23 protein-coding genes and 1 riboswitch are annotated in these 26,170 nt (G+C 56.4%); of the genes, 5 read left to right on the top strand and 18 right to left on the bottom strand.

Annotated features, from left to right (window positions below):
• The first annotated feature begins 79 nt into the window (after positions 1–79).
• On the top strand, positions 80–211 hold the full coding sequence (locus HW273_RS11855; protein WP_243206839.1) for a 4Fe-4S binding protein: 132 nt from the start codon (positions 80–82) through the stop codon (positions 209–211).
• Here the strand turns inward: HW273_RS11855 and HW273_RS07565 are convergent.
• On the bottom strand, positions 153–2,036 hold the full coding sequence (locus tag HW273_RS07565; RefSeq protein WP_179011195.1) for a LicD family protein: 1,884 nt from the start codon (positions 2,034–2,036) through the stop codon (positions 153–155). The two genes, HW273_RS11855 and HW273_RS07565, sit on opposite strands and share 59 nt — an antisense overlap.
• Positions 2,037–2,131: 95 nt before the next feature.
• Positions 2,132–2,944 carry a flagellin N-terminal helical domain-containing protein gene (locus tag HW273_RS07570; RefSeq protein ID WP_179011196.1) on the bottom strand — a complete coding sequence of 271 codons (813 nt, stop codon included), beginning with the start codon at positions 2,942–2,944 and terminating at the stop codon, positions 2,132–2,134.
• Between the two features lie 462 nt (positions 2,945–3,406).
• Between HW273_RS07570 and HW273_RS07575 the strand changes: the two genes are divergently transcribed.
• Complete coding sequence (locus HW273_RS07575) at positions 3,407–4,615, top strand: MarR family transcriptional regulator (protein ID WP_243206768.1); 1,209 nt, start codon at positions 3,407–3,409, stop codon at positions 4,613–4,615.
• A gap of 22 nt (positions 4,616–4,637) precedes the next feature.
• On the opposite strand, the gene HW273_RS07580 is transcribed toward HW273_RS07575, so the two are convergent.
• Positions 4,638–6,419: an ABC transporter ATP-binding protein gene (locus HW273_RS07580; protein WP_179011197.1), complete on the bottom strand. Its 1,782-nt coding sequence runs from the start codon at positions 6,417–6,419 to the stop codon at positions 4,638–4,640.
• A 14-nt stretch (positions 6,420–6,433) separates the two neighbouring features.
• Positions 6,434–8,254 carry an ABC transporter ATP-binding protein gene (locus HW273_RS07585; RefSeq protein WP_179011198.1) on the bottom strand — a complete coding sequence of 607 codons (1,821 nt, stop codon included), beginning with the start codon at positions 8,252–8,254 and terminating at the stop codon, positions 6,434–6,436.
• A gap of 327 nt (positions 8,255–8,581) precedes the next feature.
• Here HW273_RS07585 and HW273_RS07590 point away from each other — a divergent pair, with 327 nt between their 5' ends.
• Positions 8,582–9,709: a DUF3810 domain-containing protein gene (locus HW273_RS07590; protein ID WP_179011199.1), complete on the top strand. Its 1,128-nt coding sequence runs from the start codon at positions 8,582–8,584 to the stop codon at positions 9,707–9,709.
• Positions 9,710–9,807: 98 nt separating this feature from the next.
• Here HW273_RS07590 and HW273_RS07595 read toward each other — a convergent pair whose 3' ends face one another.
• From HW273_RS07595 to HW273_RS07605, 3 genes are all read right to left on the bottom strand, one after another.
• Positions 9,808–10,539 (bottom strand): hypothetical protein, encoded by a 732-nt coding sequence (locus HW273_RS07595; RefSeq protein ID WP_179011200.1) that lies wholly within the window; start codon positions 10,537–10,539, stop codon positions 9,808–9,810.
• A gap of 67 nt (positions 10,540–10,606) precedes the next feature.
• Positions 10,607–11,299 (bottom strand): LrgB family protein, encoded by a 693-nt coding sequence (locus HW273_RS07600; RefSeq protein ID WP_179011201.1) that lies wholly within the window; start codon positions 11,297–11,299, stop codon positions 10,607–10,609.
• Positions 11,296–11,664, bottom strand: a complete 369-nt coding sequence (locus HW273_RS07605; RefSeq protein WP_179011202.1) for a CidA/LrgA family protein — start codon at positions 11,662–11,664, stop codon at positions 11,296–11,298. The genes HW273_RS07600 and HW273_RS07605 overlap by 4 nt, the downstream gene beginning before the upstream one ends.
• A 207-nt stretch (positions 11,665–11,871) precedes the next feature.
• Positions 11,872–11,971, top strand: a riboswitch (THF riboswitch).
• A gap of 55 nt (positions 11,972–12,026) precedes the next feature.
• On the opposite strand from HW273_RS07605, the gene HW273_RS07610 reads away from it, so the two are divergent.
• On the top strand, positions 12,027–12,566 hold the full coding sequence (locus HW273_RS07610; protein ID WP_179011203.1) for a folate family ECF transporter S component: 540 nt from the start codon (positions 12,027–12,029) through the stop codon (positions 12,564–12,566).
• Between the two features lie 290 nt (positions 12,567–12,856).
• Here the strand turns inward: HW273_RS07610 and HW273_RS07615 are convergent, their stop codons facing one another.
• Entirely contained in the window at positions 12,857–13,429 is a 573-nt protein-coding gene (locus tag HW273_RS07615; RefSeq protein WP_179011204.1) for a hypothetical protein, read from the bottom strand.
• Positions 13,430–13,505: 76 nt separating this feature from the next.
• Positions 13,506–14,141 carry a DUF421 domain-containing protein gene (locus tag HW273_RS07620; protein ID WP_179011205.1) on the bottom strand — a complete coding sequence of 212 codons (636 nt, stop codon included), beginning with the start codon at positions 14,139–14,141 and terminating at the stop codon, positions 13,506–13,508.
• 303 nt (positions 14,142–14,444) lie between these two features.
• On the opposite strand from HW273_RS07620, the gene HW273_RS07625 reads away from it, so the two are divergent.
• Positions 14,445–15,023 (top strand): xanthine phosphoribosyltransferase, encoded by a 579-nt coding sequence (locus HW273_RS07625; protein ID WP_179011206.1) that lies wholly within the window; start codon positions 14,445–14,447, stop codon positions 15,021–15,023.
• Positions 15,024–15,098: 75 nt separating this feature from the next.
• On the opposite strand, the gene HW273_RS07630 is transcribed toward HW273_RS07625, so the two are convergent.
• The 9 genes from HW273_RS07630 to HW273_RS07670 all read right to left on the bottom strand — a co-directional run bounded on the left by HW273_RS07630 (position 15,099) and on the right by HW273_RS07670 (position 26,120).
• Positions 15,099–16,379, bottom strand: a complete 1,281-nt coding sequence (locus HW273_RS07630) for a bifunctional folylpolyglutamate synthase/dihydrofolate synthase (protein WP_179011207.1) — start codon at positions 16,377–16,379, stop codon at positions 15,099–15,101.
• 225 nt (positions 16,380–16,604) lie between these two features.
• Positions 16,605–18,884 carry a hypothetical protein gene (locus HW273_RS07635; RefSeq protein ID WP_179011208.1) on the bottom strand — a complete coding sequence of 760 codons (2,280 nt, stop codon included), beginning with the start codon at positions 18,882–18,884 and terminating at the stop codon, positions 16,605–16,607.
• Positions 18,856–19,761 carry an ABC transporter ATP-binding protein gene (locus HW273_RS07640; RefSeq protein WP_179011209.1) on the bottom strand — a complete coding sequence of 302 codons (906 nt, stop codon included), beginning with the start codon at positions 19,759–19,761 and terminating at the stop codon, positions 18,856–18,858. The genes HW273_RS07635 and HW273_RS07640 overlap by 29 nt, the downstream gene beginning before the upstream one ends.
• Entirely contained in the window at positions 19,758–20,141 is a 384-nt protein-coding gene (locus HW273_RS07645; protein ID WP_207718936.1) for a GntR family transcriptional regulator, read from the bottom strand. The genes HW273_RS07640 and HW273_RS07645 overlap by 4 nt, the downstream gene beginning before the upstream one ends.
• 150 nt (positions 20,142–20,291) lie before the next feature.
• Positions 20,292–20,525, bottom strand: a complete 234-nt coding sequence (locus HW273_RS07650) for a hypothetical protein (RefSeq protein WP_179011210.1) — start codon at positions 20,523–20,525, stop codon at positions 20,292–20,294.
• 22 nt (positions 20,526–20,547) lie between these two features.
• Positions 20,548–23,133 (bottom strand): tetratricopeptide repeat protein, encoded by a 2,586-nt coding sequence (locus HW273_RS07655; protein ID WP_179011211.1) that lies wholly within the window; start codon positions 23,131–23,133, stop codon positions 20,548–20,550.
• Complete coding sequence (locus HW273_RS07660) at positions 23,133–23,756, bottom strand: PilZ domain-containing protein (RefSeq protein WP_179011212.1); 624 nt, start codon at positions 23,754–23,756, stop codon at positions 23,133–23,135. The genes HW273_RS07655 and HW273_RS07660 overlap by 1 nt, the downstream gene beginning before the upstream one ends.
• Before the next feature lie 3 nt (positions 23,757–23,759).
• A complete protein-coding gene (locus HW273_RS07665) occupies positions 23,760–24,635 on the bottom strand; it encodes a lytic transglycosylase domain-containing protein (RefSeq protein ID WP_179011213.1) in 876 nt (291 codons plus the stop codon).
• 180 nt (positions 24,636–24,815) lie between these two features.
• Positions 24,816–26,120 carry an N-acetylmuramoyl-L-alanine amidase family protein gene (locus tag HW273_RS07670; RefSeq protein ID WP_179011214.1) on the bottom strand — a complete coding sequence of 435 codons (1,305 nt, stop codon included), beginning with the start codon at positions 26,118–26,120 and terminating at the stop codon, positions 24,816–24,818.
• Positions 26,121–26,170: the final 50 nt, after the last annotated feature.

The raw sequence follows: 26,170 nt of genomic DNA on the forward strand, positions 1-26,170 counted from the left end.
ACCGGAGCTTTTCCGCTGTGAGGAGGACTGCTGCGGCTGCAGCGCCTGCGCCGCGATCTGCCCTGCAGACGCTATTTCCATGCAAAAAAATGCAGAGGGCTTCGCCTATCCCTGTATCGACGAAGTGCTCTGCATCGGCTGTCGGCTCTGCATCAGGGTCTGTCCTCTGAAAGCAGCGTCCGAAGCCCTGTCTCCTCTGTCAGAATCTTAGCATACCAGTCTGCCTTCTTCTCTCCCGAGAATTCCTCCAGCAGCTTCACATAGGTCTCCCGCATCTCCTCTGACTGCACCAGCGTATAATCAGACTCGACCACGCCCGGTGCCGTGACATAGTGCCGCATCTGCTCTACTGCCGTCGGATCCTCCGGCGATACCTCATCCGTCCGAAACCACGGAATATAGACGAGGCAGTTCGTGAAGCGCTTCATGTTCTTCGCGTAGAAGAAGGGATCCACGCTCGTCGTGAAGGAGCAACCGTCATAGGGCGTGTTCAGGACAATGCAGTCCGGACGCGCCGCGCCGAAGTCGAACAGGTGATAGTCCGTACACTCCACATCCTCCGGGAATGCATCCCGTTCGCAGCGAAACGCGCCGAGGGCGCCGTAACCATCCCGGAAGCAATACGGAATCGGGATCACCCGCACATCATATTCCGCGTCCTCCTTCAGCTCCCGGTACAGCTTCCGCAGCGACTCCCAGTGTGCGGCGCGGCTCGGCAGAAGCACGACCAGCTTCCGAAGCTCCTCCCGGAGACACTCCTCTGCACGGTCAAGCCCGGACTGCACGCAGAGAAGCGCGGCTGCGATATCCCCCTCTTCCGCACCGTTGAGAAGCGAGTACAGCTGATAGAGCTGCTCACAACAGCTTTCCAGCGCCTTGACGGAGCAGCTCTCTGCGCCATATCTCTTCTCGACCAGCTCTCCGATCTGTATCGCGAGGCTCTGGCAATCCTGCAATGCTGCATTGCAGTCCCCAAGCGCCGGCTCTGCCTGCACCATTTCCCCCGTGATTCCCTGCACGAGCGAACGCAACTGTGCGAACGCGCCGAAGCAGAGCTCCCGCAGCGGCGGAAGCTTCTCATGAAGTAAAGCATCCGGGGAGAAACGGTAGCGGAACAGCCATGTCTTATCGAAGCTCTTCTCCAGCTTCTTCATGTGCTCCTGATAAAAGGGATAGTTATGTGACGCCGTACCGCGCTGCGGCGTCATATAATCCGATCCGTAATTCAGCTCCAGCATCTCCAGATAGCCGGACGGCGCAGGCAGCTCTGTATTTTCAAAGGGCAGGTATACCGGATTTTCAAACCAGCTTCTCTGATACCGCTCTATCGGTCTTCCATCAAAAATATAAATCCCCATATAGCTGCAGTAGGGAGAGCCGCTGTCCTGAAAGCGGAGATTGCGCTTCACCTGCTCCTCGATAATCTGCTCCTTCAGGTCCCGATCCGGCGAGAATCGCATTTCCAGCGCAGCCTCTGCCCTCTTCAATGTCTCCTGGAAGGCTTCGCTCTCCGTATCCTTCTTGCATGTCTCCAATTGAAGAGAATACAGTAGACCCAGCTCCGCCCCCCGAAGCTGTTCCTCCTCTTCGTTCTCCGCGAGAATATCCAGGACGAAAATGTCCATGCCGGCTGCAAACGGGAAGTTGTGATACTTCTGTAAGCAGAGCCTCCCCTTCAGGATCGGGTGCGTCGACATCCCGATCGCAGAAACCTGCCCGAAATGCTCCGTATCCTTCTCTCCCTCCACGAAAGCCAGCTCCGCCGGAAGCTCCTGCCCAATTACCTCCCGCAGCTTCTCGTAATCCTCCCGGAGCAGGAAGACATCGATATCGTCATCCCATGGGATGAAGCCCCTGTGCCGCACCGCGCCGAGCAGGGTGCCGTAGGCGATCGTCCAGCGGAGCCCGTGCTTCCGGCAGATCCTGTCCAGCTCCTCTAAGAGCTGGAGCCCGCTTGCCCAGCAGCGCTTCATCAGCCCCGGGACATAAAAGCCCTCCCGAACCTCATCATCAAAGTATGTCTCTGGAAAATTCATCCCGTATACCCTTTCCCTCTATATCTCAGAAAAGCTGTCTCCGAGAAAGCTCGAAGACAGCTTGAGAATGCAATATCTGTATTTTTCCGTAGAAATTACTGGAGAAGAGACAGCACTCCCTGCGGCTGCTGGTTAGCCTGTGCGAGCATAGCCTGCGCTGCCTGGTTGAGGATGTTGTTCTTGGTGTAGGATGCGATCTCCTTCGCCATATCCGTATCACGGATGCGTGCCTCGGCAGCGGTCATGTTCTCGCTGGTGGTCTTCAGGTTGTTGATCGTGTGCTCCAGACGGTTCTGTGCGGCACCGAGCGAAGCTCTGTGCTCGGAAACCTTATTGATCGCCGTTTCGATCTTGGTGATAGATCCGTTTGCCGCGCTGACACTAGAAACAGCGAGCGACTTGATGGAGAGTGCGCTGACACCCATGTCCGCTCCCGGAATATCCAAGGTCTCTCCTGAAGTCGGACCTACCTGCATCTGCATTTTGGAAGCGCCGGAAGCAATCGGCTTGATCCCGTTGTAGTCGGTCGTCGACGCGATTCTGTCGATCTCCTCCGAAAGAGCCGCAACCTCCTTACCGATTGCCGATCTAGCCTCATCATTGTAGGTGCCGTTCGCAGCCTGCGTTGCCAGCGTCTTCATTCTCTGCAGCATGGAATGGGTCTCGGTCAGAGCGCCCTCTGTCGTCTGGATCAGGCCGATCGCGTCCTTCGCATTGGCGGTTGCCTGATCAAGTCCGTTGATCTTCGAACGCATCTGCTCGGAGATCGCGAGCCCTGCGGCATCGTCTGCGGAACGGTTGATCCGGTAGCCGGAAGACAGCTTCTCGAGGTTCTTGCTCAGATTGTCCTTGTTAACAGAAAGATTTCTGTACGCGTTGACTGCTGCGATATTGTGCTGAATAATCATAAATTCCTCCTAAGTTTGCCCCTCAGAACTTCCCTGTCCTGACGATGGACTCCGGTATGGCGCCATACCCGAATCCATGGCTTTGAAATTTAAGACCTTATTGTCTTATGTTATGTATATCGTCCGCATAAGCGAAACTATAAGTATTTTTTGAAAAATTTTTTAGAAATATTCTGATCTGCCGTCTTTCTCGCTATCACTTCTTCCTATCCGGTCATGATTTCATAGCGCAGCAAAGGAAGCAATGCTTCCGGCAATTGACTTTCGTCTTTTATGGTGATAAATTTTCGGCAGGCGGCCGGGTGATCGATCCCATGCTGCCGTCATTTCCCTATCCCGACAGGAGGTTCCCATGATTCACGTTGCGATCGTCAGTCCGGATCACTCCCTCGAGCCCATCGACGAGGTGATTTCCGAGACGGACTTCGGCTGCCAGTTCTACAAATATATATATATAGGAAAATGAGCGATATCGACGATATCTATGAGGACTGCCGCGAAAAATGCGATGTCATCTTCTTCTCCGGAGAACTGGGCTACCACTATATCATGCATAAATTCCCGGATATCCGCATTCCCTGCGCGTTCACCGCCTATGAACCGATCGATGTGCTCTCGATCCTGCTGAATTTCCAGATCGAGCATCCGGAGACGCCGCTGCACCGCGTCTTCTGCGATTTCCTGACCGCCACCAATCATTATATGGAGGTGCCGCAGTATCTCCCGGCAGAGCGCTGTCCGGTCTTCTATACGGATACCCGCTATGATTACCGGCATATCACGGGCTTCGCAAAGGAGCTCTGGGACAGCGGGCGGATCGACATGATCCTGACGAGGAGCATCAACAACCTGAAACGGCTCGAGGCGCTGAATATCCCCTGTATCGGCGTCTTCCCCTCCGCGGAGATGATCCGCAAGTCGATTCGTACCGCGCTGAACGAGCTTCGGCTGAATACGATTCAGGAGAAGGAGGAGCTGAATATCCTGATCCGTCTCCCCTTCTCGGAGGAGATCGAACAGGAGGAGCAGGAATACCGCGAGGCGACCGTCTACAAGCTCCTCGCCGATTACCGCAAGGCGAAGCATCTGCATTTCTCGATCGATCAGGGCTTCAACCAGTTCGAGCTGCATGCGCAGGTGCCGCAGGATACGGACAGCGTAGAGTTTCTGCGCCCGATCCTGCTGGATTTCCGAAAGAAGCTGAGCTTCCCGTTCCGCATCGGCGCAGGCATCGGCTCCTCCCGGGAGCGGAGCCGCTATTTCTCGGAGCATGCACTGCTGGAGGCGAACCGCTATGGAAGAAACGATGCCTTCTTCGTCGGCGAGGAGGGCGTCGTCACCGGTCCGCTCTCTGCGGAGACAAAGCTGATTTACAACTATTCCAATGAGAAGGCACTGGAATTCGCCCGGGTGCAGGGCATCAATGAGACCAATATCCTGAAGCTCATCAGCATGTTCCAGCAGGATGCCGCGCAGCTCCTGAGCTCGCAGAATATCTCGAAGCTGCTCGGCATCACGCCGCGCTCTGCGAGCCGCATCCTCTCGAAGCTGCTGGAGCTCGGGATCGTCCGCCTCGCCGACCCCTCCGAGCATGGAAGGGCAGGTCATCAGGGCAGACCGACCTATTATTTCCACTTCAACAAAGACGCATTCGCAGCCGCGCTGCTGTAAATGCCTTTACAAGAAACAAAAATCACTCTCCACTCTCACTGTTATAGAACTGGCTGTTGTACAGCTCGCGGTAGAAGCCGCCTGCGGCGAGAAGCGTCTCGTGGCTGCCCTTCTCAATGATGTTGCCATCCTTCATCACGAGGATCAGGTCGGCATTGCGGATCGTCGAGAGGCGGTGCGCAACGATAAAGGCGGTTCTCCCCTCCATCATCCGGTCAAAGGCGTGCTGGATATGCAGCTCCGTCCGCGTATCGATGGAGCTCGTCGCTTCATCCAGGATCAGCATCGGCGGAAGCCGCAGCATCAGCCGGGCGATGCAGAGCAGCTGCTTCTGCCCCTGCGAGAGACTGCCGCCGCCCTCTCCCAGAACCGTTCTGTAGCCCTTCGGCATTTTTCGGATGAAGCTGTCACAGTGTGCCTTCCGTGCCGCAGCAATGACCTCCTCGTCCGTCGCCTCGGGCCTTCCGTAGGCGATATTGTCCCGAATCGTCGCCGCCTTCAGCCATGTCTCCTGCAGCACCATGCCGAAGCTGTCCCGGAGACTCTCTCGCTTCATCCTCCGGGTGTCCAGCCCATCGAGCTCGATCGAGCCGCTGTCCGGATCGTAGAAGCGCATCAGCAAATTGATGAGGGTGGATTTGCCGCAGCCGGTCGGCCCGACGATCGCCACCGTCTCTCCCTGTCGAACATGAACATCCACATCGCAGAGCAGCTTTTTCGTCTTGTCATAGCTGAAGAAGACATGGTTCAGATCGACCCTGCCCTCTGCCGCCGGGAATGCTGCCGCATCCGGCTCGTCCGGGCAGAGCGCCGGCTCGTCCAGCAGCTCGAAGACACGGGAGGCGCTCGCGAGCGCGTTCTGCAGCTCGGTCACCACGCCGGAGATCTCATTGAAGGGCTTCGTATACTGGTTCGCATAGCTGAGCAGGGCGCTGAGCTCCCCGACGCTCATCACCCCGCCGATGACGAGAAGAGAGCCCGCTGTACCGACCGCGGCATAAACCACCGCATTGACGAAGCGGGTGGAGGGATTCACGATGGAGCTCAGGAAGGTCGCCCGCCGGGAAAAGCCGGCGAGCTCGGCATTGAGCGAGGAAAACCGCGCTTCTGACGCGCTCTCCCGTGAGAACGCCTTCACCACCTTCAGGTTCTGCACCATTTCATTGGTATAGGCAGTCAGTGCGCCCCGCGCCTCGGACTGCTGCCGGAAAAGATGATAGCTCTTCCGCGCGATCACCGCAGCGACGAGGAAGGAGAGCGGCGTCAGCAGCACCACCAGCACGGCGACCCTCCACTCGATAAAGAAGAGGAAGCCGAGGGTCTCCAATATCGTCAGCACGCCGGTGAAAAGCTGGGTAAATCCCATCAGAAGCCCCTGCGAGAACTGGTCGATGTCCGCGATCACACGGCTCACGATATCGCCGGAGGGGTGCGTATCCAGATAGGCGACCGGAAGCTCCTGCAAATGATTGAAGGTTCTGGTACGGATATCCTCTACGACATGATAGGTCACGACATTATTGATATGATTCATCGTCCACTGCGCCGCCGCCGTGAGCAGGATCAGCAGTATCATGCTGCGGAGGATCGGAGCGAGACGCGCGAAGTCCACCGCGCCCTTCTCCAGGATCGCGTCCACCGCGCGCCCCGTCAGGATCGGAATATAGAGCGTCAGGACGACGGTCAGTGCCGCAAGCAGCACGGAAAGCAGCACAAGCCCGCGATAGCTCCGGATATAGCGGAGGATGCGAAGCACTGTCTCCCGATCGCTCTTCGTAAATTTTCTGATTTTTCCCTTAGCCATGGCTTCCCTCCTCTCTAGTCCTTATTTTCCTCTACGGAAAGCTGAGAGAGACAGATTTCTCTGTAGACCTCGCAGCACTCGAACAGCTCCCGATGCGTACCCAGTCCCGCCATCCTTCCGTCGTCCAGTACGAGGATCTGCTCCGCGGCACGTACTGTCGAGACGCGCTGGGAGACGAGGAAAACCGTGGTATCTCCGGTATCCTCACGGATCACCCGGCGAAGCCGGTAATCGGTTGCGAAGTCCAGCGCAGAGGCGGCGTCATCCAGAATCAGGATCTCCGGCCTCCGCACCAGCGCCCTCGCGATGCAGAGCCGCTGCTTCTGCCCGCCGGAGAGGTTCCTGCCCTCCTGCGTGATCTGCATATCCAGCCCCTCGCCCTTTTCCATGACGAAATCATACGCCTGCGCTGTCCGGAGTGCACCGAACATCTCCTCCTCCGTCGCATCCTCTCTCCCCCAGCGGAGGTTCTCCCGCAGCGTCCCGGCAAAGAGCACCGAGCGCTGCGGCACCAATCCAATCCGCTGCCGAAGCGCCTGAATGTCCATTTTCCGGATGTCCTGCCCGTCGAGCGTGATCTCTCCCTCTGTCCGTTCATAGAAGCGCGGCAGAAGCTGAATCAGCGTCGTCTTGCCGGAGCCGGTGCCCCCGATGATTCCGACGGTCTGCCCTCTCTCTACACAGAGGCTGATGCCGGAAAGCACATTCCCCTGCCCCTCCCCGTAGCGGAAGGAAACATCTCGGAAGCGAAGGTAAGGAACCGCCTGACCGCTGCCGCTCGCTCCTGCTGCCGTCTCTGCGTATCCTTCCGTACACATGCGCGCGCGGCAGGAGGCACCGGTCCCGTACGGAGCACCATCCTCCCTCTGCGGCACGCAGCTCTTCTCCAGCTTCGATTCTACCGTAAATACCGCATCCACACGGGAGAGGCTCGCATAGGCGCGGGTCATCAGGATGATGAGGTTCGCCAGCTTGATCAGCTCGACGAGAATCTGACTCATATAGTTTACGAGCGCAACGATGCCGCCCTGCGTGAGCGCGCCGATATTCACCAGACGCGCGCCGCTGTGGAGCAGCGCGACGATGCTCAGGTTAATGACGACATAGGTCAGCGGATTCAGCAGCGCAGAGAGCTTCCCGACCTGCACCTGCAGGTAAGTCAGGAGATCATTCTCCTCCTTAAACTCCTTTTTCTCGCTCTGCTGCCGATTAAAGGCGCGCACCACCCGTACGCCGAGCAGATTCTCCCTTGTCGCCTTCATGACCCGGTCGAGACGCTGCTGCACATTCCGGTACATCGGCATGGTGAGCAGCATGATGCCAAAGACGATCCCCATCAGGAGTGGCACGGTGAGCAGGAAAATGAGGGAGGCGCGCACGCTGATGCGGAATGCCATGACGACCGCGCCGAAGACAATGAAGGGAGAACGCATGAAGAGACGGAGCAGCATATTTACACCGTTCTCGATCTGATTGATGTCCGCCGTCATCCGCGTAATCAGCGTCGAGACGCCGAGCTCGTCCAGCTCCGCATAGCCCAGCGTATTGATATGCCGGAACAGCTCCCCCCTGAGACGCTTTCCGCTGTGGCTCGCCACCATTGCCGCGAAATACTGTGCCGTGATCGAACAGACAAGACCGATCAGCGCGAGCAGGAAAAGCATCGCGCCCATGCGGAGCACATAATCGCGGTGCGCGCCTCCGATACCCCGGTCGATCATCGATGAGATCACCGCCGGGACAAGGAGCTCGAAGCACGCCTCCAGACACTTGAACAGCGGTGCCAGCAGCGATTGCAGCTTATAGTCCGAAAGGCATGCCAAAAGTCTTTTCAAGGTTTTCTCCTTTTCTCTCTACGGTGCACAGGAAGACTCCTGCATCCCCTGCTCTACGTTCCACTAAATCGCGGATACGCCTATGCTCTCAAGGTCTTGCATCTCTGCTTCGTACTCCGTTCCACTGAATCGCGGATACGCCCTGCTCCGCTGAATCAAGGATGACTTATCAGAATGGTTACAGTATTGTATAATGGTAATTGTGCGGCTTTCACCCGCAAGCATCACGATTCGGCGAATCCTTCAGGTATAGTAATGTCGGGGCAAAGGCCATTCCCCGCTGCGAATCCTGCTTCCGATGACCTCATCCTATAAGGACAGCATAAGATGAATACAAAAGATACAAAAGGAAATCACATTCTGCTCTGTCTGGCGGGACTTTTGCTACTGCTCTCTCTCGGCGGCTCTCTCGCAGCGCGGCAGCTTCCCGGCTTCGCGAACCTGTACTCGCACAGTGTCTACCGTTTGAGCGCCCGCATCTTCTATACGCTGGACGGCTGGCTGCCTTTCTCCCTCAGCGAGCTGCTGCTCTATCTCCTGCTGCTCTCCCTGCTCCTTCTGTGCTTTCGGCTGTACCGCCCCCTCTCCGAAGATGCACACGCAGATCGCGAAGAGAAGCGGCGCGCCCGCCGCAGGCTCGCGCGGCGTTACGCGGAGCGGCTTCTCTTCCTGCTTTCTCTCCTCTTCTTCCTCTACACCTTTCACTGCGGCATCAACTATTACCGGGACAGCTTCTCCATAGAGGCGGGGATACAGCCCCGGAGCTATTCTGCCGCGGAGCTTCGGACACTATGCGGACAGCTCGCAGAGGAGCTTTCGGAGGAGGAAGCGTTCTCCTCTTCCGAAGCAGCGGACTTCGCATTTCTGCGAAGCGCCGGAAAAGAAGGGCAGCGCGCGATGTCGCGGCTCGGAACGCGTTATCCGCGGCTCCGGCTGCATTACCCTTATCCGAAGCCGCTGCTCCTCTCCCGTATCCTGAGCGTACAGCAGCTGACCGGCATTTACTCTCCCTTTACCGTGGAGGCGAACTACAATCGGGAGATGCCGCGCTACAGCATACCCTTCACAATCTGCCATGAGCTCTCCCACCTCGCCGGGTATATGCAGGAGGAGGAAGCCAATTTCATCGCCTTTCTCGCCTGCCGAAGCTCCGAAGATCCGTATTTCCGCTACTCCGCCTCCCTCTCTGCCTTCGTCTATGCCGGAAACGAGCTGGCGAAGGCAGACCCAAAGAGCTATCACACGCTCTATCAGACGCTCCCCGCATCCGTGCGGCAGGAGTTTTCCAGAGAGCAGGAATTCTGGGATCACTATGCCTCCGCCGTCTCCGATGCCGCCGACCGGCTCAATGACCATTATCTCAAGGCAAACGGGCAAAGCGCCGGAACGAAGAGCTACGGGCAGGTCGTAGATCTCCTGCTCTGGTACTATCTCGACGCAGAGGAGGGGAAATAGAATACAAGCTGCCGCACTCGTTATCAGGTCAGCTGTGTTCCGCACATCTTTGGGGCATCGCACCCATGGCACGTGCGTCAAGATAAAGCAGCGTCTCCTTAGAAACAGTCAAGCAGACGCCTCGCAAGCTCCTGCCGCCGGCTGTTTGCAAAAACAGAGAAAACCGCTGTGTCCCGGTAGAGCCCGAGGCGCTGCAGCACGCTGTCCTCACAGACAAGCCCGACGGGAAGCGGCTCCGCCATCCCCTCCGGACTGCGTATGAGTGTCCCGGTGTTCTCCGTATTCTTATCCTCTTCCGCATCTTCCGAAGAAATCTCCTGCCTGTCGATGTAGCAGAGCCTGTCCGCATACGCGGCGAGCTCCTCCTCCGAATACAGCTCCCTCAGATCCAGAAAAGCGCCGCTCTCCGCATAATAACAGAAGAGCTTCGGATCGGAGATGCAGATGTCCGCCGAGCGGGAAGCCAGCAGCGCAGTAACGCGCATGGTCCCGGCGAGCGCGGCTTCATCCCCTGCCTCCGGGTCGAAGCGAAGCGCGGCATCCACCGTAATTTCCTGCTTTCCCTCATCAAGCCCGAGAAGAGAATACCAGTTCTCGGAGAGTGCGGCAAGCTGCGCATCTCCGACCGGCTCTGCATTCAGAAAGAGCATATAGAAGCCCGTCGGCTTCCGGCTCGTGAGCTCCCGTAGAAAAGCAGTACCGAGCAGGAGCAGCAGAAGCACGGCAAAAAACGGCAGTTTGTAGTAGTCATAGAAATAGCCGAGCCTCTTCCGGAGGCTCTGTCCCCGCAGCTTCTCCCGCTCCGCCCGGATTTCGTCCCGCATCGCCATCTGTTCTCTCCCCTCCTCCGCTGAATCTTCTCCATCAGAAGCTTCTCTGTCAGGATCTTCCCTGTCTCTATACAAAGCTGTTTATGAGCGGTACCAGCACGACGGTCAAAATACCTGCTACGACGATAGACAGCGAGCTCATCGCTCCCTCGATCTCTCCCAGCTCCAGCGCCTTCGCTGTGCCGACTGCATGCGCCGAGGTGCCGAGCGCAAGTCCTCTCGCGATCGGATGACGGATTTTAAGGAAGCGGAACAGCGGGTCCGCGATCATATTTCCCAGTATCCCGGTCAGGACGATGGCGGCGACCGTCAGTGTAACGATCCCCCCTGCCTCCTCAGAGACGCCCATCCCGATCGCCGTCGTGATCGACTTCGGAAGCAGGCTCGCGATATGCTCTCCACCGAGCCCGAAGAGTGTCCCGAGCCCGAAAACACAGAGCAGCGAGCAGAGCGTCCCGACGGTAATGCTGAGCAGCACCGCCGTCAGGTTCTCACGCAGCAGACGGAGCTGCTTGTACATCGGGATCGCCAGACAGACCGTCGCCGGTGTCAGCAGGTAGCTCAGAAGACTCGCACTCTTTCTATATTCCTCATAGGGGATACGGAAAATGCAGAGCAGCGCGACAATCATCGCAGAGGACAGCAGAAGCGGATTCAGAATCGCGAAGCGGAGCCTCTGCCGGAGCATCAGTGAGAAGAGAAAAAGGAAAATACTGAGCGTCAGCCCGAAGTAATCGGACTCGAGACACGCTGCCCTCATGCTTCCTCCTTTCGTTTCCCGGAGCCTCTCCGGAGAATATACTCTGCACAGCTCCCTGTGACGCCCATTACCAGCACCATGGACACTGCAATAATGACGAGATACGGCAGCAGCACCGGGCGCAGCACCTCCGTCACGGTCATGATTCCGACCGCCGCAGGAATAAACATCATGGTCATTGTATCCAGCAGGAAGCTGCCGGCACAATCGACCTCCTCTGCACGAAGCCTCCCGCTGCAAAGCGCGAAAAGCAGCAGCACCAGCCCGTATACGCCGGACGGCACCGGCAGCGGCAGCAGCGCATGGAGCAGCTCTCCGGCAAAGGTGAAAATGATGATCCACATGACTTCCTTTACATATTTCATAATCATTCCTCCTGAAAACCGTTCTAGTTTAGCCCCCTGCTCTCTGTTTTGCAATGCTTTTCCGCGTATCCTCCGAAAATAACGGAAAATGTCTTTACAAAAGGACGGGAATGCCGTAAGATCGAAAGCTGTTATTATATCAACATTTTTGCTGCAGTTCAGCTAAGCCATTCACAGCTCACTGAAACAAAAATGTTACACATTTTTCGCAGAGTAGAGATCGGAGCGTACAGTGCCGCAGGGACGGGGAGTTGTCCTGCGGACGAAGCATGGAAACATCACGGTTCCGATTTCGCATCCCGCTGCAACGATGGGTTTTATCATGCCCTCCTTGTAGTCAGGGACTGCAAAGGAGGTTTTTTATGTCAAGGAACACACAAAACACGCAGAAGCTCGCCATCCTTTCAGTTCTTGTTGCATTGCAGATCGTCCTTGCACGCTTCTGTTCCTTCAATGCCTGGAACGCCCGTATCGGGATAGGCTTCCTGCCTGTCGCCCTGTCCGGCATTCTCTTCGGGCCGCTGTATGCCGCGCTCGTCGCCGGACTCTCCGACTTTCTGGGCGCGCTCCTCTTCCCGGTCGGCGCGTATTTTCCGGGCTTCACATTGACTGCCGCCCTGATGGGCGCAGGCTTCGGCATCTTCCTGTATCGAAGGCTGAGTCTTCTGCGAATCCTTGCCGCCGTCGCGCTGAATCAGCTCGTCTTCAGTCTGCTGCTGAACACGCTGTGGATCTCCATTCTCTACGGCGCCGACTTCCGCGGGCTGCTCAGCTCGCGTTTCCTGCAGCTGCTCGTCATCGCGCCGATTCAGTTCCTGCTGCTTTCTGTGCTTTCCTCCGTCTGGGAGCGGATAGGGCTCCGGCAGGCGCTTCGCGGCATTGCATCAGATGAGATTATATAACAGTTCAGGGAAACGGATCTCTATGACTGCTATGATAATGAAAAGCTTACACATAGCAGTCATTTCTGTTTGGATCGCGAATGGCTTACCGGAACTGCTGCTGATATAGGACAGCTGTGAGGGAAGGACAGTACAGAGACCGCGCCGCAAGCCGCATTACAGAACGATCCCCGGAGGAAATGCCCCCGGGGAATTTTCGTATGGCGTATTTTCCGCCCGCTCCTGCTCTTCACTGCACACCGCTCTTTTCAAAACCATCTGCATTACCGAAGAGAACGCGCCGCAGCCCGCTACGACTCGTCCGTGAAGAATTCGTCGTCCTCCGACTCCTCATATATCGACAGCGCCTCATAGTAGCCTGCCCTGCCGAAGCCGTCGTCCTCCCTGTCCGGATCTGTAAACCAGTCGAACAGCGCATGAATCTCCTTCGTCCTCTCGCTCAGTATGTCACTGACGTAAAAGAGCTCCAGTATCTGTCCCGGCAGGATATTCATGCTCGGGATCCGGTACTGAAAGAGTGCGAGCAGCTCCCAGAGCGGCGTCTCCGCATCGTATTCGAGCTCCAGCAGCAGGCTGTCCAACCGCTCCGGATTATAATAGCCGCGGATCGTCGCACCGACATTATCCTGTCCGAAGCTGTCCATATAGAACTGCAGCACTGCCTGCGCATCCATCCCCTCCGCATCCTCCAGATAGCGCCCGGGCTCTTCGATCGCGATCCGCAGCACATCCGCGGACAGCTCCTTCAGCTGGATCAGATCCATCAGATTGGCAAACGCCGTAAGCTCTGTCTGCCCGCTGTTCTCCGCATATTCTGCGAACATTTTCTGATAACACTCCGGAAGCTGCAGCTTCTCATTCATATTCCCTTCCCTCCTGACGCATTGCTGTCAAACTGCACAGCCCAAACCCTGTGTGCATATAAGCTATATCCCGATCTCATTCATACGGAATCAATGTAAGCTCACCATCCACATATTCTCCCAAAAAGATTTGATTACAGCCGTCAAAGCCCCTCTCTCTCAGTTTTTCCGTTATCCATTGCTCATCCTTCCCTATGATTTCCAAAATATCCGGATGAAGCTGTCCGTCTGTAATGATGGGAAACTTCGGATTCTCCTCTCCCTCCTGAATAAGAATAAACTGCCCGTTCTGCTCTACTACAGCTCTTTTCACCCTCTTCACGGAATAAATATTGTTTGTTCTAAGCTTAAAGGAAAGATCATGTGCAGTCAATCCCGCTTTTCTGCAATTCTCGATATTGACCCTGCCCTTATTTATAACGATCAGCGCTTTTCCGTCCAACAGCTGCTTCAGCCATACATTGTGTGTCTTTATCCACTTGAAGCCTGACACAAGAATAAACCACACAAGCATCACCATCATGCACGCAAGGGCCTTTATATTCCTATTGTAGATCACACCGCCTATAATGCCTCCCAAAACATAATTCTGTACCTGGTCACTGGCGGAATTCGGTGACAGATTCCCCTTTCCCGTGAAATTGATGATAGCAATAGATGATAAAAACCCTATTAAGAGCTTTACAAAAACCAGAATGATTTCATCGAACATTTTCAGGCCTCCTGACCTATTCTCGATAAATGATTCTGTATTGTAACACGGCTTCGCGAAGATTCCAATCCTTATGCTTTACACAGCCCCCTGCATCGCGCAGGCAGGAAGCCCGCCGGCAGAACATTCGCTGTTCTCCAGAATAAAAAGTATGGATACGGTAATTTATTTTGGACTTTGTGGGAAATTGCTATTTCTTTTTCGGAAGATATGTTTTAAGATGAAAAAAATTTTGCAGTATACTGACACAGTGCATACTGCGATAGATCACATGCGCTTTACATTTGGAAAGGAGTATCGGAGATGAAGCTGCTCGAAGAACGTATTTTAAGGGATGGACAGGTCCGCCCGGGGGAGATCCTGAAGGTGGACAGCTTTCTGAATCATCAGCTCGACGTCGATCTCCTGCAGGCAATCGGAAGAGAATTCTATGAGAAATACAAGGATGCCGGGATCACGCGCATCCTGACCGTGGAGGCTTCCGGTATCGCCATCGCCTGCGAAACCGCGAATCTTTTTCATGTTCCCGTCGTCTTCGCGAAGAAAGCAAAGAGCAAGAACCTGGACGGGGAGCTCTACACCAGCAAGGTCTGCTCCTATACCTATGGCAGGGAATATACGGTGACCCTGTCCAAGAAATTCTTAGGCGCAGAGGACACCGTCCTTCTGGTCGATGATTTTCTCGCCGTCGGCAAGGCGATGAACGGGCTTATCGACATCTGCACGCAGGCAGGCGCCAGCGTTGCCGGCATCGGCATCGCCATCGAGAAGGGCTTCCAGCCGGGCGGAAAGGAGCTTCGCGCGAGGGGCTATGATGTGATGAGCCTCGCCATCCTTGAGTCAATGGATGACGCGGGAAATATCCGTTTTCGTGCACAGTGAGCTATGGCTCGGTAAGCAGCGTTCCCTGAAAAACCGGAAAGAGACACCCGTCTCTCACCGGTTTTTTTGAAATTTTCATTCCCTTTCATTCTGAAAAAATGCCCGAATCTCGCTTACCTGATAGAGGGAGCCGAAGCAGACGAGCGCATCCGCCTCTCCCGCTCTCACGATGCGAAGCCCATGACCAAGCGCCTCCGTAACTGAAGCGAAGGCATCTGTCTCTCCGTCAAAACAGCTCCGAATCTCATCCCGGAGCCGCTCCTTCGAGAGAGCGCGTGCATTCTTCGGCACAGCCGCGAGGAAGCGCTCCGCCAGCGGCGCAATGATGCGGAGCATCTCATGATAGTCCTTATCCTCCATGACACCAAGCAGAAAGCAGATCCGCTTTCCCGGCAGATATTCCCGCAGGCTCCGCGCCAGCGCTGCTGCGCCGTTCGGATTGTGCGCACCGTCCACGAGTACCAGCGGCGCACGGCACAGAAGCTCGAAGCGCCCCTGCCACCGCACTTCGGAGAGTCCCGCCGCCACTGCTTCGTCGGAAATCCGATAGCCTTTTCTGCGAAGGACCTCAACTGCGTCCAGTACTGCCGCCGCATTCTCCCGCTGATAGCTTCCGAGCAGGGACAGTCGAAGCCGGTCATACTGCCGATAGGAGAAGAGCTGCCCGTCCTCCGGTTCTGCCGGAAGTGCCCGACATTCCTCCGTGACAGTAAGACGTGCACCCTTTTCCTCACAGATCTCCCGGATCACCCGCTCTACCTCGGGACGCTGGCGGTACAGTACGACCTCTCCGCCCTCCTTTATGATTCCGCCCTTTTCCCGGGCAATCTTCTCCAGCGTATCGCCCAGCTGTGCCATGTGCTCGAGCCCGATATGCATGATGAGGGCACAGTCCGGCGTCGGGATGACATTGGTCGCATCCAGCCTGCCGCCCAGCCCTACCTCGAGAACCGCTGCGTCGCAGCCCTCCTCATAGAAATAGAGCAGTCCGAGTACCGTCAAAAGCTCGAAGGCAGTCGGCAGCTCGCGCATGCCTGAGAGCTGCTCCCGCAGTCTCTCCCCGAGCCCTCGCAGTCGCTCATCTGAGATATTGATGCCATCGACAGACCAGCGCTCGTTCATCTCCCGGATATGCGGGGAGATATAGAGTCCGGTGCGAATCCCTGCCGCATGCAAAATCCCGGCGAGCATTGCACTCGCCGATCCCTTGCCATTTGTGCCTGCCACATGCAGGAAGCGCAGCTTCCTCTCCGGGTTGCCCAGCCTGCCGAGAAGCGCCTCCATGCGCCGGAAGCCCATTTTCCTCCCCTGCCAGTCCCCCTCATGCAGCAGTGCGATCGTTTCCTCCCAATTCATCTGTTCTGCCTTTCCAGTTCCAAGTAAATTCATATGCGGCATATACGATCCGCCGCACACGGCGCCGAAAGCTCCGAAGCTGCCCGATAAGGTTCATGGCAGCTTCGGAGCTTATTTTTTAAGTTCAGATAAGCCCTTTGCAATTCGCTGAAAAAGAAACGATTGCTATGAATTTGAAATTGAAATGGAATTCCAGCGAATTGCGAATAAAGGCATCTGCTGCATTCAGCCCTGCGGCCCCAGCTTCGCCCGAAGCAGCTCCGGCAGCTGTCCCTTCCGGTAAACGTATTCCGCTGTGATATCCCAGTCCCCGTAATAACCCGGATCCGACTTCGGATCCTGTTTCAGCGTGATCCGTACATAGAGATCCTCCTCATAGTTCTCCGGATTGTAGAAGCGCTCTCCCCAGACATTCGAACGGACGGCGAGCGCCAGAAGCTGCCCGATTTCAGCCGTATCCGAGGTCTGATAAACCTCCTCTTCATCATCGCCTCCGCTTCTCCATACCGTAAGCTTCGAAACCTCCGATGCCTCCGGCTTCTCCGGCAGATACAGCCCATGCTTTTTCAGGAACTCCAGCGTATTCCGATAGCTTGGATAAATCTGATAGCGGAATTGATACTGCGGAAGCTTCTGATTTTCTCTGCTCAGCCTGAGGTAGTCTCCAAGAGGCATTTCTATTTCGTCATCGCCATAGCGATAATAATCCTCCGGTGTCGGACTGACATAGAGCGTTACCTCTCCTATGAAGTCGTTACGGATCGCGAAGCTGTAACGGAACTGTTTGAGATCCTCTGTGTAAGCGCGCAGGAACTCTGCGGCGATCTCGTCATTTCCCTCCAGTGTATCCGAGCTCATGGAGCCGTAGCCCGAACGCGCAGAGCTGTACGCCGTTTCATACTGAAGCTCCGTATATGCCCCATGTCCGGCTTCAAACGGATATCCGGAGAGCAGCCACTCGGATTCCTTATAGGTCTCTGTGTCTGTGATGCGGTTCATCCTCTCCTCATCTATATCGTAGGGGAGCAGGAACTGCCGCGCCCGCTGGCTGCCGTCCCTCATCTGATAGTAGACGTGTACCCGGTAGCCCTGCTCCGAGTAGTAGCCATAGCTGTCCCTCGGGATTTTGCAGGAATATTCCTGTCCGAGCTGCGCAAGCTCCGTGATCGTTCGCAGCAGTGCCGGATCCGTGAACGCGTACTCTCCCTCATCCGGCAGCTCTCCTTTCTCCATGCCGTGCTCGTCGAGGCTCCATCTGGCATCTCCCCAGTAGGAGGTAATGAACTTCACGGACTGCAACGCTTCTGCCTTCGGTACATAGCGGTCATAGCCCGCAAGGTCAAAACGGTAAAAGCAGAGAATTCCCAGCGACAGCAGCACTGCAGTCAGCAGCTCCACCGGATGCCGGAAGAGAGAGCGAAAACGGAAATTATAAATGATTTCCATCATACAGCAAAGCAGCACCGCCGCAAAGACGGTCAGAGCCAGAATGAGTCCCGTAGACAGCGCTGAATCATGAAAGCCGAGGATCTGTCCGACCAGAAGCCCGATAGAGAGCGCACCAGGCACCGTCAGCGCGAATTTGATCACGATCTGCATCGGACGGAATACCACTGCTGCACCCAGAGCTTCATTCTTTCGAAAACAGTAGGCAATCCAGCAGAGTGCGAGCACGATGAGGAAGAGAAGCAGCGCCTGCAGATCCTGCCGCAGCATATCGCGGAAGCCATTCTGAAGAAACTCCCGCATTCCTACGCTCCGGTAGAGCTCGATCTGCGTTGAAGTCTCGGAGATCCCTGACAGGTAATAATAGACCGGAGAGCTCCGGAAGATCCAGCTCTCCTCCCCCGGCATCGAGAGATAGGTTCGGAAGAAGCTCGTCTTACAGCCGAGCTGCAGCAAGCGGATCCACGGCTCATAGAACAGGAGCACTGCCGTTCCCAGCAGGGAAATCAGGATATTCCCGCAGAGCATCATGGACAGCGTGGAAATACCGTAAAGCCCGAGAAAGAGAATCAGCTCCCGGAAGTATTGCAGGACACACTGTAAGAAAAAATGCAGGGTCATGGCGCGGAGCGCAACGGCGATCAGTACCGCGACTGCGCGCCAAAGCGCGCTCATAGAGGCGTAGATCAGAATGCCGCTCAGGAATACCGTAACGAAGCGCATCCGCCGGCTCGTCGGCTGGCTCTCATAAAAGTCCAGCTCCTGCCGGCTGTCAAGGTAGGCGAAGCCGGATACGGAAAGCACTACTGCCAAAAGCCCGCTGAAAATGGCATTGAAGCTGTGGAAGCCCAGAAAGAAATCCAGCGTTTGCAGCTTCCGTTCCAGCAGGAGCGCCTCCGGCAGCAGGAGATAGGAATTGGAGTTCTCTATCGCGGAAAGTCCCAGAAAGCTTCCGATCACGAGAAAGAGGAACAGCAGCAGCCCGCTCAGTACAATGTTCCAGAGCCGCCTCCGGAATTGCAGCCTCATATTAGTTAAGAATGAATTTCCGAACGTCATATCCGACTCCCTCCGTTTCACTGATGAAGATCTCCTCCAGCGTCAAGGGGAGAATCTCGTAAAATACAGTATCCAGACCGCGGAAGACCTCCTCCACCGCCCTTCTGTTATTGCGTACCGTAAAGGTGCAGAGCTTCCCGACCCGATTCTCGCTGAGGATCGACAGCCGCTCCCGCAGCGCAGCGATCTCCTCCTCCCCGCGAAAGACTGCCTGCACCTTCTGCAAGCCGAGCTTCATGCTGTCCAGATCTTCGCTCAATACGACGCCTCCCTGATGCAGCAGCCCGATATGGTCACAGATATCCTCCAGCTCCCTGAGATTATGGGAGGCAATGATCGGCGTCAGCCCTCTTTCGACCATATCATTCGCGAAGATGCTCTTCACTGCCTGCCGCATTACAGGATCCAGCCCGTCGAAGGTCTCGTCGCAGACCAGATACTTCGTCCTGCTGCAGATTCCGAGGATCACGGAGAGCTGCTTCCGCATTCCCTTCGAGAAATTGGAGATCCGCCTCGATTTCTCCAGTCCGAAATCAGAGAGCAGCGTGTCGAAGCGCGCCGCATCGAAGTCCTCGTAGATGCTCCGGTAATAATTCTTCATATCCTCCGCATTGCCGTTCCGGAAGAAAAAGGGTTCGTCGGAAATAAAGAAAATATTTCTCTTCACGAGCGGATTGTCATAGACCTTCCCCTCGTCAATGTAGATCTCCCCTCCGTCCGGTGTAAGCACGCCGCAAAGCATACGCAGCAGGGTGCTCTTGCCGGCACCGTTTGTACCGATCAGCCCGAAGACCTGCCGCTCCGCGATATCCAGCGAAACGGCATTTACCGCCTTGAAGTCATCGAAGCTTTTCTCTACCCTCTGTATCGAAATCATCCTTTTCCCCCTTTCTGCCGTGCATCCCGCTCCTCCTCGGCGAGCTCCGCAAGAAGCGCTTCTGTATCAATCCGCAGCTCCCTCGCCCGCCCAAGCTCCTCCCGGATCCGATCCCGGATCTCCTCCCGAATCCGCTCTCTCTGCCCCTCCTCCCGACGAACGAAGCTGCCCTTGCCCTTCACAGAGTAGAGGTAGCCCTGCCGCTCCAGCTCCATGTAGGCACGCTGCACGGTATTCGGATTCGTGGAAAGCATCGTAGCGAGCTGACGAACCGAGGGCATCTGCTCTGCCGGCTCCAACGCCCCCTTTAATATCAGACGCTTGTAATTCTCCACGATCTGTTCGTAGATCGGGCGGCCATCCTGATAATCAATCAACATAATTGTTCTCCCTATGTAACAGCATATCCGTATCCACTGTATTAGTCATAATAATACAGTTTGGGCAGGCTGTCAATACAGAGAAAGAAACGAAAAATAAAAATCTGTGCAGCGGGAGCAATACAGATTCCTCCTGCCGCACAGATTTTCCTATCCCTGATCGACCTGCTCCGTGACCTCTGTCTCCTCCTCGGGGACTGCCGAAGCTTTCCCTTTCCTCTCTGCCTCCCTCTTCTCTCTCCTCCGGCTCTCCTCTATGATTCCCTGCAGACGAACCCACATCCGTCTGTAAAGCAGATAGGTCAGGAGCACCAGTCCCAGAAGGGACAGGAGGAGGAAGAGCAGGATACCGTGTTTCGTCAGACGCAGCACCAAAAAAAACATCGGGAAGCTCCTCTCTCCTCTATCAGCGGTTTTTACCCAGCAGCATACGGAAGCTGGTAATCTCGCCGTCCTCGTTCTGCCTGATATCCTGCATATACAGCTCCGGCAGGAACTTCACGGCATCCTTTGCCTGAATGCTGATGAGATCCCCGTCAAGATAATGCAGCCACGCGTCCTTCTGCAGCTTGATTTTCAGCGCTCGATCTGCCTCTCCGCTCGGACGTCCCTCCGCCTTCTCGTAATAGAGCTCCGCATCGATCTCGAAATAGCTTCCCCTGTCCACGCGGGTATTGCTCTTCGCGAGCAGAATCATGTTCGGGTGCGCCGCATACTCCGCGGCGGCCTGGAAGCTCCGTGCGCCGTTGGCATCTACATAGACACCGTCTATGGTGGTATCCCGCAGCATCACGCCATCGTCCCCGACATAGTAGGTTTCGTCGATCCATGCAGAGCGAAGCATCCTGCCATCCGCATCGAAAAAATAGCGCTTCCCGTCCAGCTCTGCCCAGCCTGTCTGCATCGCTCCGTCTGAGGCAAAATAGTAGCTGTCCTGTCCTATCGTTTGGAGCCCTGTCAGCAGATAGCCGTTTTCATCAAAATAATAGGCTTTGTCCTCCTGATAGAGCCAGCCCTTCACGGTCTCGCCGCGCCCGTCAATGAAGGAGCGTCCGCCCTCTGTCTCTACCCAGTCGTTCAGGTGATACTTCTCCGGATCAAGAGAAATCTGATACTTCGCCTCTGCGAGCGGCCCATGCACGCCGTCGCTCGCGATCGCATAGGCGCTGAGCTGATAATCCCCGCTGTATCGAAGCTCGATCGGCTCCTGATAGAGCGCGTCCGTGACCTCTTCGCTTCCGCCCCGAAGCGTATAATGAATCTCCTGCCCGTCAGCATTGGACAATGAAAGCTCCAGTGGATCTGTGTAGACAAGCCCTGCCGTCTCTCCGGATGGACTGATGCTGACCAGTGGATGGATTGCACGGAGCTTCGCCGCCAGCACGCTGTCCTCCGGCAGCTTCTCCACAGCCTCCGAAAGCAGCTTCACCGCATCCTCATGTCTGCCGCTGTTCAGGTATGCCTCCGAAAGCAGGAGATATACCTCCTGGCTGTCCGCTTCTCCGTCGAGAAGCCGGGTCAGCAGCGGAACCGCCGCGTCGTAGTTCTGCTCCGCAACGAGCTTCTGCCCCTTTCTAAGCAGACGGCCCTGCTTCGCCTCCGGGGTATTCATATAGAAAACCACCACGGCAAGCGCTATGACTGCCGTGCCAAACGGAACCAGCAGTCTCCGGTTCTGCCGGAATGCGCTTCTCCAATGCTTCGGATCCGGCGGCATCGTCGCCAGCTTCTCGAACGCAGGATCCGGACCGGTATATTGCTCCTCCTCCGCGACAAGCTCCTCCATCGGGAGGATCTCTGCGGGTTCCGCATCCTCCTCCGAGAGGGTCTCCTCGCGGTAGTCCGCGATGTCGTGAATCCGGACGGATTCCGCGGGCTCTTCTGCCTCTTCAGTTTCCTGCTCCACGGAAACAGCCGCTCCGACCTCCACCGGCTGCTCTGCCCCGTCAAGCCCGGTGATCTGCCGGATTCGCTCCAGTACACGCTTATTCAGGAGAGAAAGCTCCTCCGCCTCCTGTGCCTGCCGCCGCTTCTCGAGCTCCTCTGCGAGCTGCCGCATCAGCTCCGGATTCTCCGGCGCAGGCTCTTCCGGCTCTTCTTTGTCCGCCGCCTCCGTTTCGGTATCTACGGCAGAGGACGGCGCAGCAGAAGCCTCTGCATCGTTCGCCTCCGGCTCTCCCGCTTCGGCAGACACTTCGGTGTCCGTCGGCTCCTCTGCGGGCTGCTGCAGCGGCTCCGGATTCTCCGGTGCAGACTCTTCCGGCTCTTCTTTGTCCGCCGCCTCCGTTTCGGTATCTACGGCAGAGGACGGCGCAGCAGAAGCCTCTGCATCGTTCGCCTCCGGCTCTCCTGCTTCGGCAGACACTTCGGTGTCCGTCGACTCCTCTGCGGGCTGCTGCAGCGGCTCCGGATTCTCCGACGCAGACTCTTCCGGCTCTTCTTTGTCCGCCGCCTCCGTTTCGGTATCTATGGCAGAAGACGGCACGGCAGAAGCCTCTGCATCGTTCGCCTCCGGCTCTCCTGCTTCGGCAGACACTTCGGTGTCCGTCGGCTCCTCTGCGGGCTGCTGCAGCGGCTCCGGATTCTCCGGCGCAGACTCTTCCGGCTCTTCTTTGTCCGCCGCCTCCGTTTCGGTATCTACGGCAGAAGACGGCACGGCAGAAGCCTCTGCATCGTTCGCCTCCGGCTCTCCCGCTTCGGCGTTCACTTCAATCACTTCCGTATCTTCAATCTCCGTGGCAGATAGCTCCGTATCCTCCGCATCTTCCGTCCCCCGCTCCTCTGTCTCCGGTTCCGGGCGCGCCGCAAGCGCCCCCGCACTCTCCAGCCGGGCAGCAATTCTCGCCGCGATCCGCTCCGGCAGCTTGTACTCGACTGCATCCACCGGATGATACGCCTCGGAGAAGTCAATATAGATATTCGTGAGCAAACCGCAGTTCGGACAAAAACGGGAAGCTGCCGGGATCTCTGTCCCGCAATTTCTGCATTTCATCATATCTTCGCCTTTTCCCGCTTCGCGTTAATCAAGCGGAATACATAATTACGGATCTCCGCCTCTACCCCAGTGGAGAGGTGCCAGAAGCGAAGCCCATAGCCGAAACGTCCATTCTCTGCCTTTTTCACCCAAACCGGTGCAAGGTGCAGCTCTCTCGGTGTCCTTTCAAAGCTCAAACTCACCTTGATCGCCTCGCCCTGATGAAGCTCCTCCGCCGTTTCGATATACATGCCGCCGGCACTGATATTCCGAATCGTAGCGAAGAAGCTGCCCCTCCGTCCGCTCTCCTTCTCGAAAAGCGCCTCTATCTGTATCCCGACGCGGACATCGTGCTGCCGCTGTATGATCCTTTTGACCTCCCGGATCTCGCAAATCCCAATCCAGGGATAGGAGCTGTTCGGATAGCCTGGATTCCGCCGGATCAGCACCTCCGACGCCGTGACGAGCAGCCCCTGCGAGAGATCATAGAAGTCTACCTGCATCAGCTGACGGCAGTCCTGCAGGCGATAGGTCTTGAAATACAGAATGATCCTCTCTTCCTCCGTCACCACCTTCACCGGCAGTCTGGTCTTATCCGGCGGCAGAAAAACCATTCCCTTTTTACAGTCTCTGAGTATCATCTTCTAGATCTCCCCCATGCTTCCAATGCTGCCGCCCCGCATCATCATCTGTATCCGCAGGAGCGCAACGAGGTTCCGGAAGCTATCCCTGCGCAGCGTCACCGTATCCGAAGCGCCATCTCCTGCCGCCGCCTCCCGTTCTGCGCTCCTCTGTCCCAGAAGCAGCTGCATAAGCTGATCCCCGCCAAGCGCACCGGCTGTCGCACCACCAATCCCTCCGGCTGCGATTCCGCCCAGTCCGCCGAAAAAGGAGCTTCTGCCGCTGCCGAGAAGCGCCGCGAGCCCCATACCGTCCAGAGAAGCGGATAGCGGAAGCCCTGCCGCTCCATACGAAGACGTGCCGCTTCCCCCGCCGTAACGATAGCTGCTCTCGATATGCAGGCTGCTGTCACCCAGCATCTTCATAATACTGCTGACATAGTTCTGTGTTTCCCGGTACGGCGGAATGCCGTTGTACTTCTGTACTGCGCCCGCACCCGCATTATAGGCAGCCAGCGCCAGCGGCACGGAGCCGAATTTCTTCAGGTTATCCCGGAGCAGCTTCGCACCGCCCATGATACTCTCATAGGGATCGAAGACATCCCGGACGCCGAGTCCCCTCGCGGTCTCCGGCATGAGCTGCATGATCCCCTTCGCTCCGGCATGACTGACTGCATTCGGGTCGAAATTAGACTCCTGCTTCGCCACCGCCATCAGAAGCTTCTTCGAAACACCATAGGTTCTGGATGCCGTGTCGAAGATACTCTCCAGACTGCCGCCTGCCGCCCTGAGCGCGTCCCGGAAGCTGCTGCCCGCGGAGACTGCCGCACTTTCCGTCCTGTTCCTCTGTATGCTGTTTTCCGTTACGGATGAAAGATTTATCCCGGAAGCTATCGCCATGCCCGTACCCCTTATTATAAACGCTCAAAGGAAAGCTGATCTCCCAGCTTTCCCCGAATGGTATGACAGTCAAAGAGCTTTCGCTCCTTGCAATACAGCTTGCCTTATTAGCCCTTTGACATTGATCTCCTCGCAGCAGTTCCGTTATGAAATTCGCTGCTCCGAACCCTTACCTACATTTTATTGTGCAGAGCCGTCTGTTGTCAAGGAAACTCCGTCCACCGTCACATTGCTCAGCATATGCCCGTCCGAAGGATCGAGATAATACCGCTTCCCATCGATATCCTGCCAGCCGGTCTGCATCCGCCCATTCCCGCTGGTATCCAGATAATACCAGCGTCCGAGCTGGTTCACCCAGCCGGTCACCATAATGCCGTCTCTGCCGAACAGATACCAGTCGTTCCCTACCCTGACCCAGCCGATCTGCATCCGCCCGCTCCCCGGATCCATATAGTACCAGAGGTTTCCTGTCGTCGGGAGCCAGCCGGTCTGCATATAGCCGCTGCCGTCCACATGATACCAGTCATTGCCGGTTCTGATCCAGATATTGACTGCCAGCTCGCCGTTCGGCTGATTAAAATAGCACCAGCGCCCGTTTCCGACATTCTGCCAACCTGTCAGCATCGCGCCGTTCCCGTCCATGTAATACCAGAGATTCCCGAGATTCAGCCAGCCCGTCACCGGATTGCCATTGCCGTCGATATAAAACCATCTGCCGTTCTCCTGCCGCCACGCGTTCCTGACAACACCGTTTCCGGTATCCGCAGGCTTTACATATGTCGCGCTCGAGCCGCTGCCGATTACCGTCTCGTCCACAGAGGTTACGAAATCCCCATCCTTGATATACTTCTTCTCCGCGCTCGTCGTCGCCACCGCCTTAACCTCATAATAATAGGTCTTTTCCGGATCTGTCATAAATTCCGCGAGATCCAGATAGGTATTCTTCACATTTTTGAAGCTCTTGACCCTTTTGTCATTGGCATAGAGCTCCACATTATAGCCGGGCGCATAGTTGACCTTTCTCCAGACCGCGCGCGTTCTTGCGCTGTTCCAGCCGGCACGGGAGCTGTTGTCGAGCTGCACAACCGGTGTATAATCCACCTTCACGACCAGCGTATCGTCATCCACCCGACTGACACCGGCAAACGCCGCGCCGCTCACCTTCGCCGAGCTCCGGTTGAAGTTGTCCGCGAATTCCCCCTCCCGTGCGAAGAGACGGACATTGGCGCGGATCTTCACCCCCGGGAGCCAGTTCTTCATCTGCTTCCGGTAATCGATGTCCGTGATCTCCACGCCGCTTCCGCTCACTGTCACCTCCGGCTCCTCGATCTCTCCTGGCTCTCCGTACACATCCTTGAAGGTAATGGAGACCGACTTGATCTTCTCCTCTGCCTGCGCCGAAAAACGCTGTGAAAGCAGAAGCGCAAGAAGCGCAACCGCCCAGCAGATCACGCGAACAGGTCTGTGTAATCCTCTGCCATTCATTTCTCTATCCTCCTTCTTCGCTCCTATCCGTCCAAAGCAGTTTCCGTCCT

Origin of the sequence: Oribacterium sp. oral taxon 102 (assembly GCF_013394775.1) — a bacterium.
Taxonomy (GTDB): Bacteria; Bacillota; Clostridia; order Lachnospirales; family Lachnospiraceae; genus Oribacterium.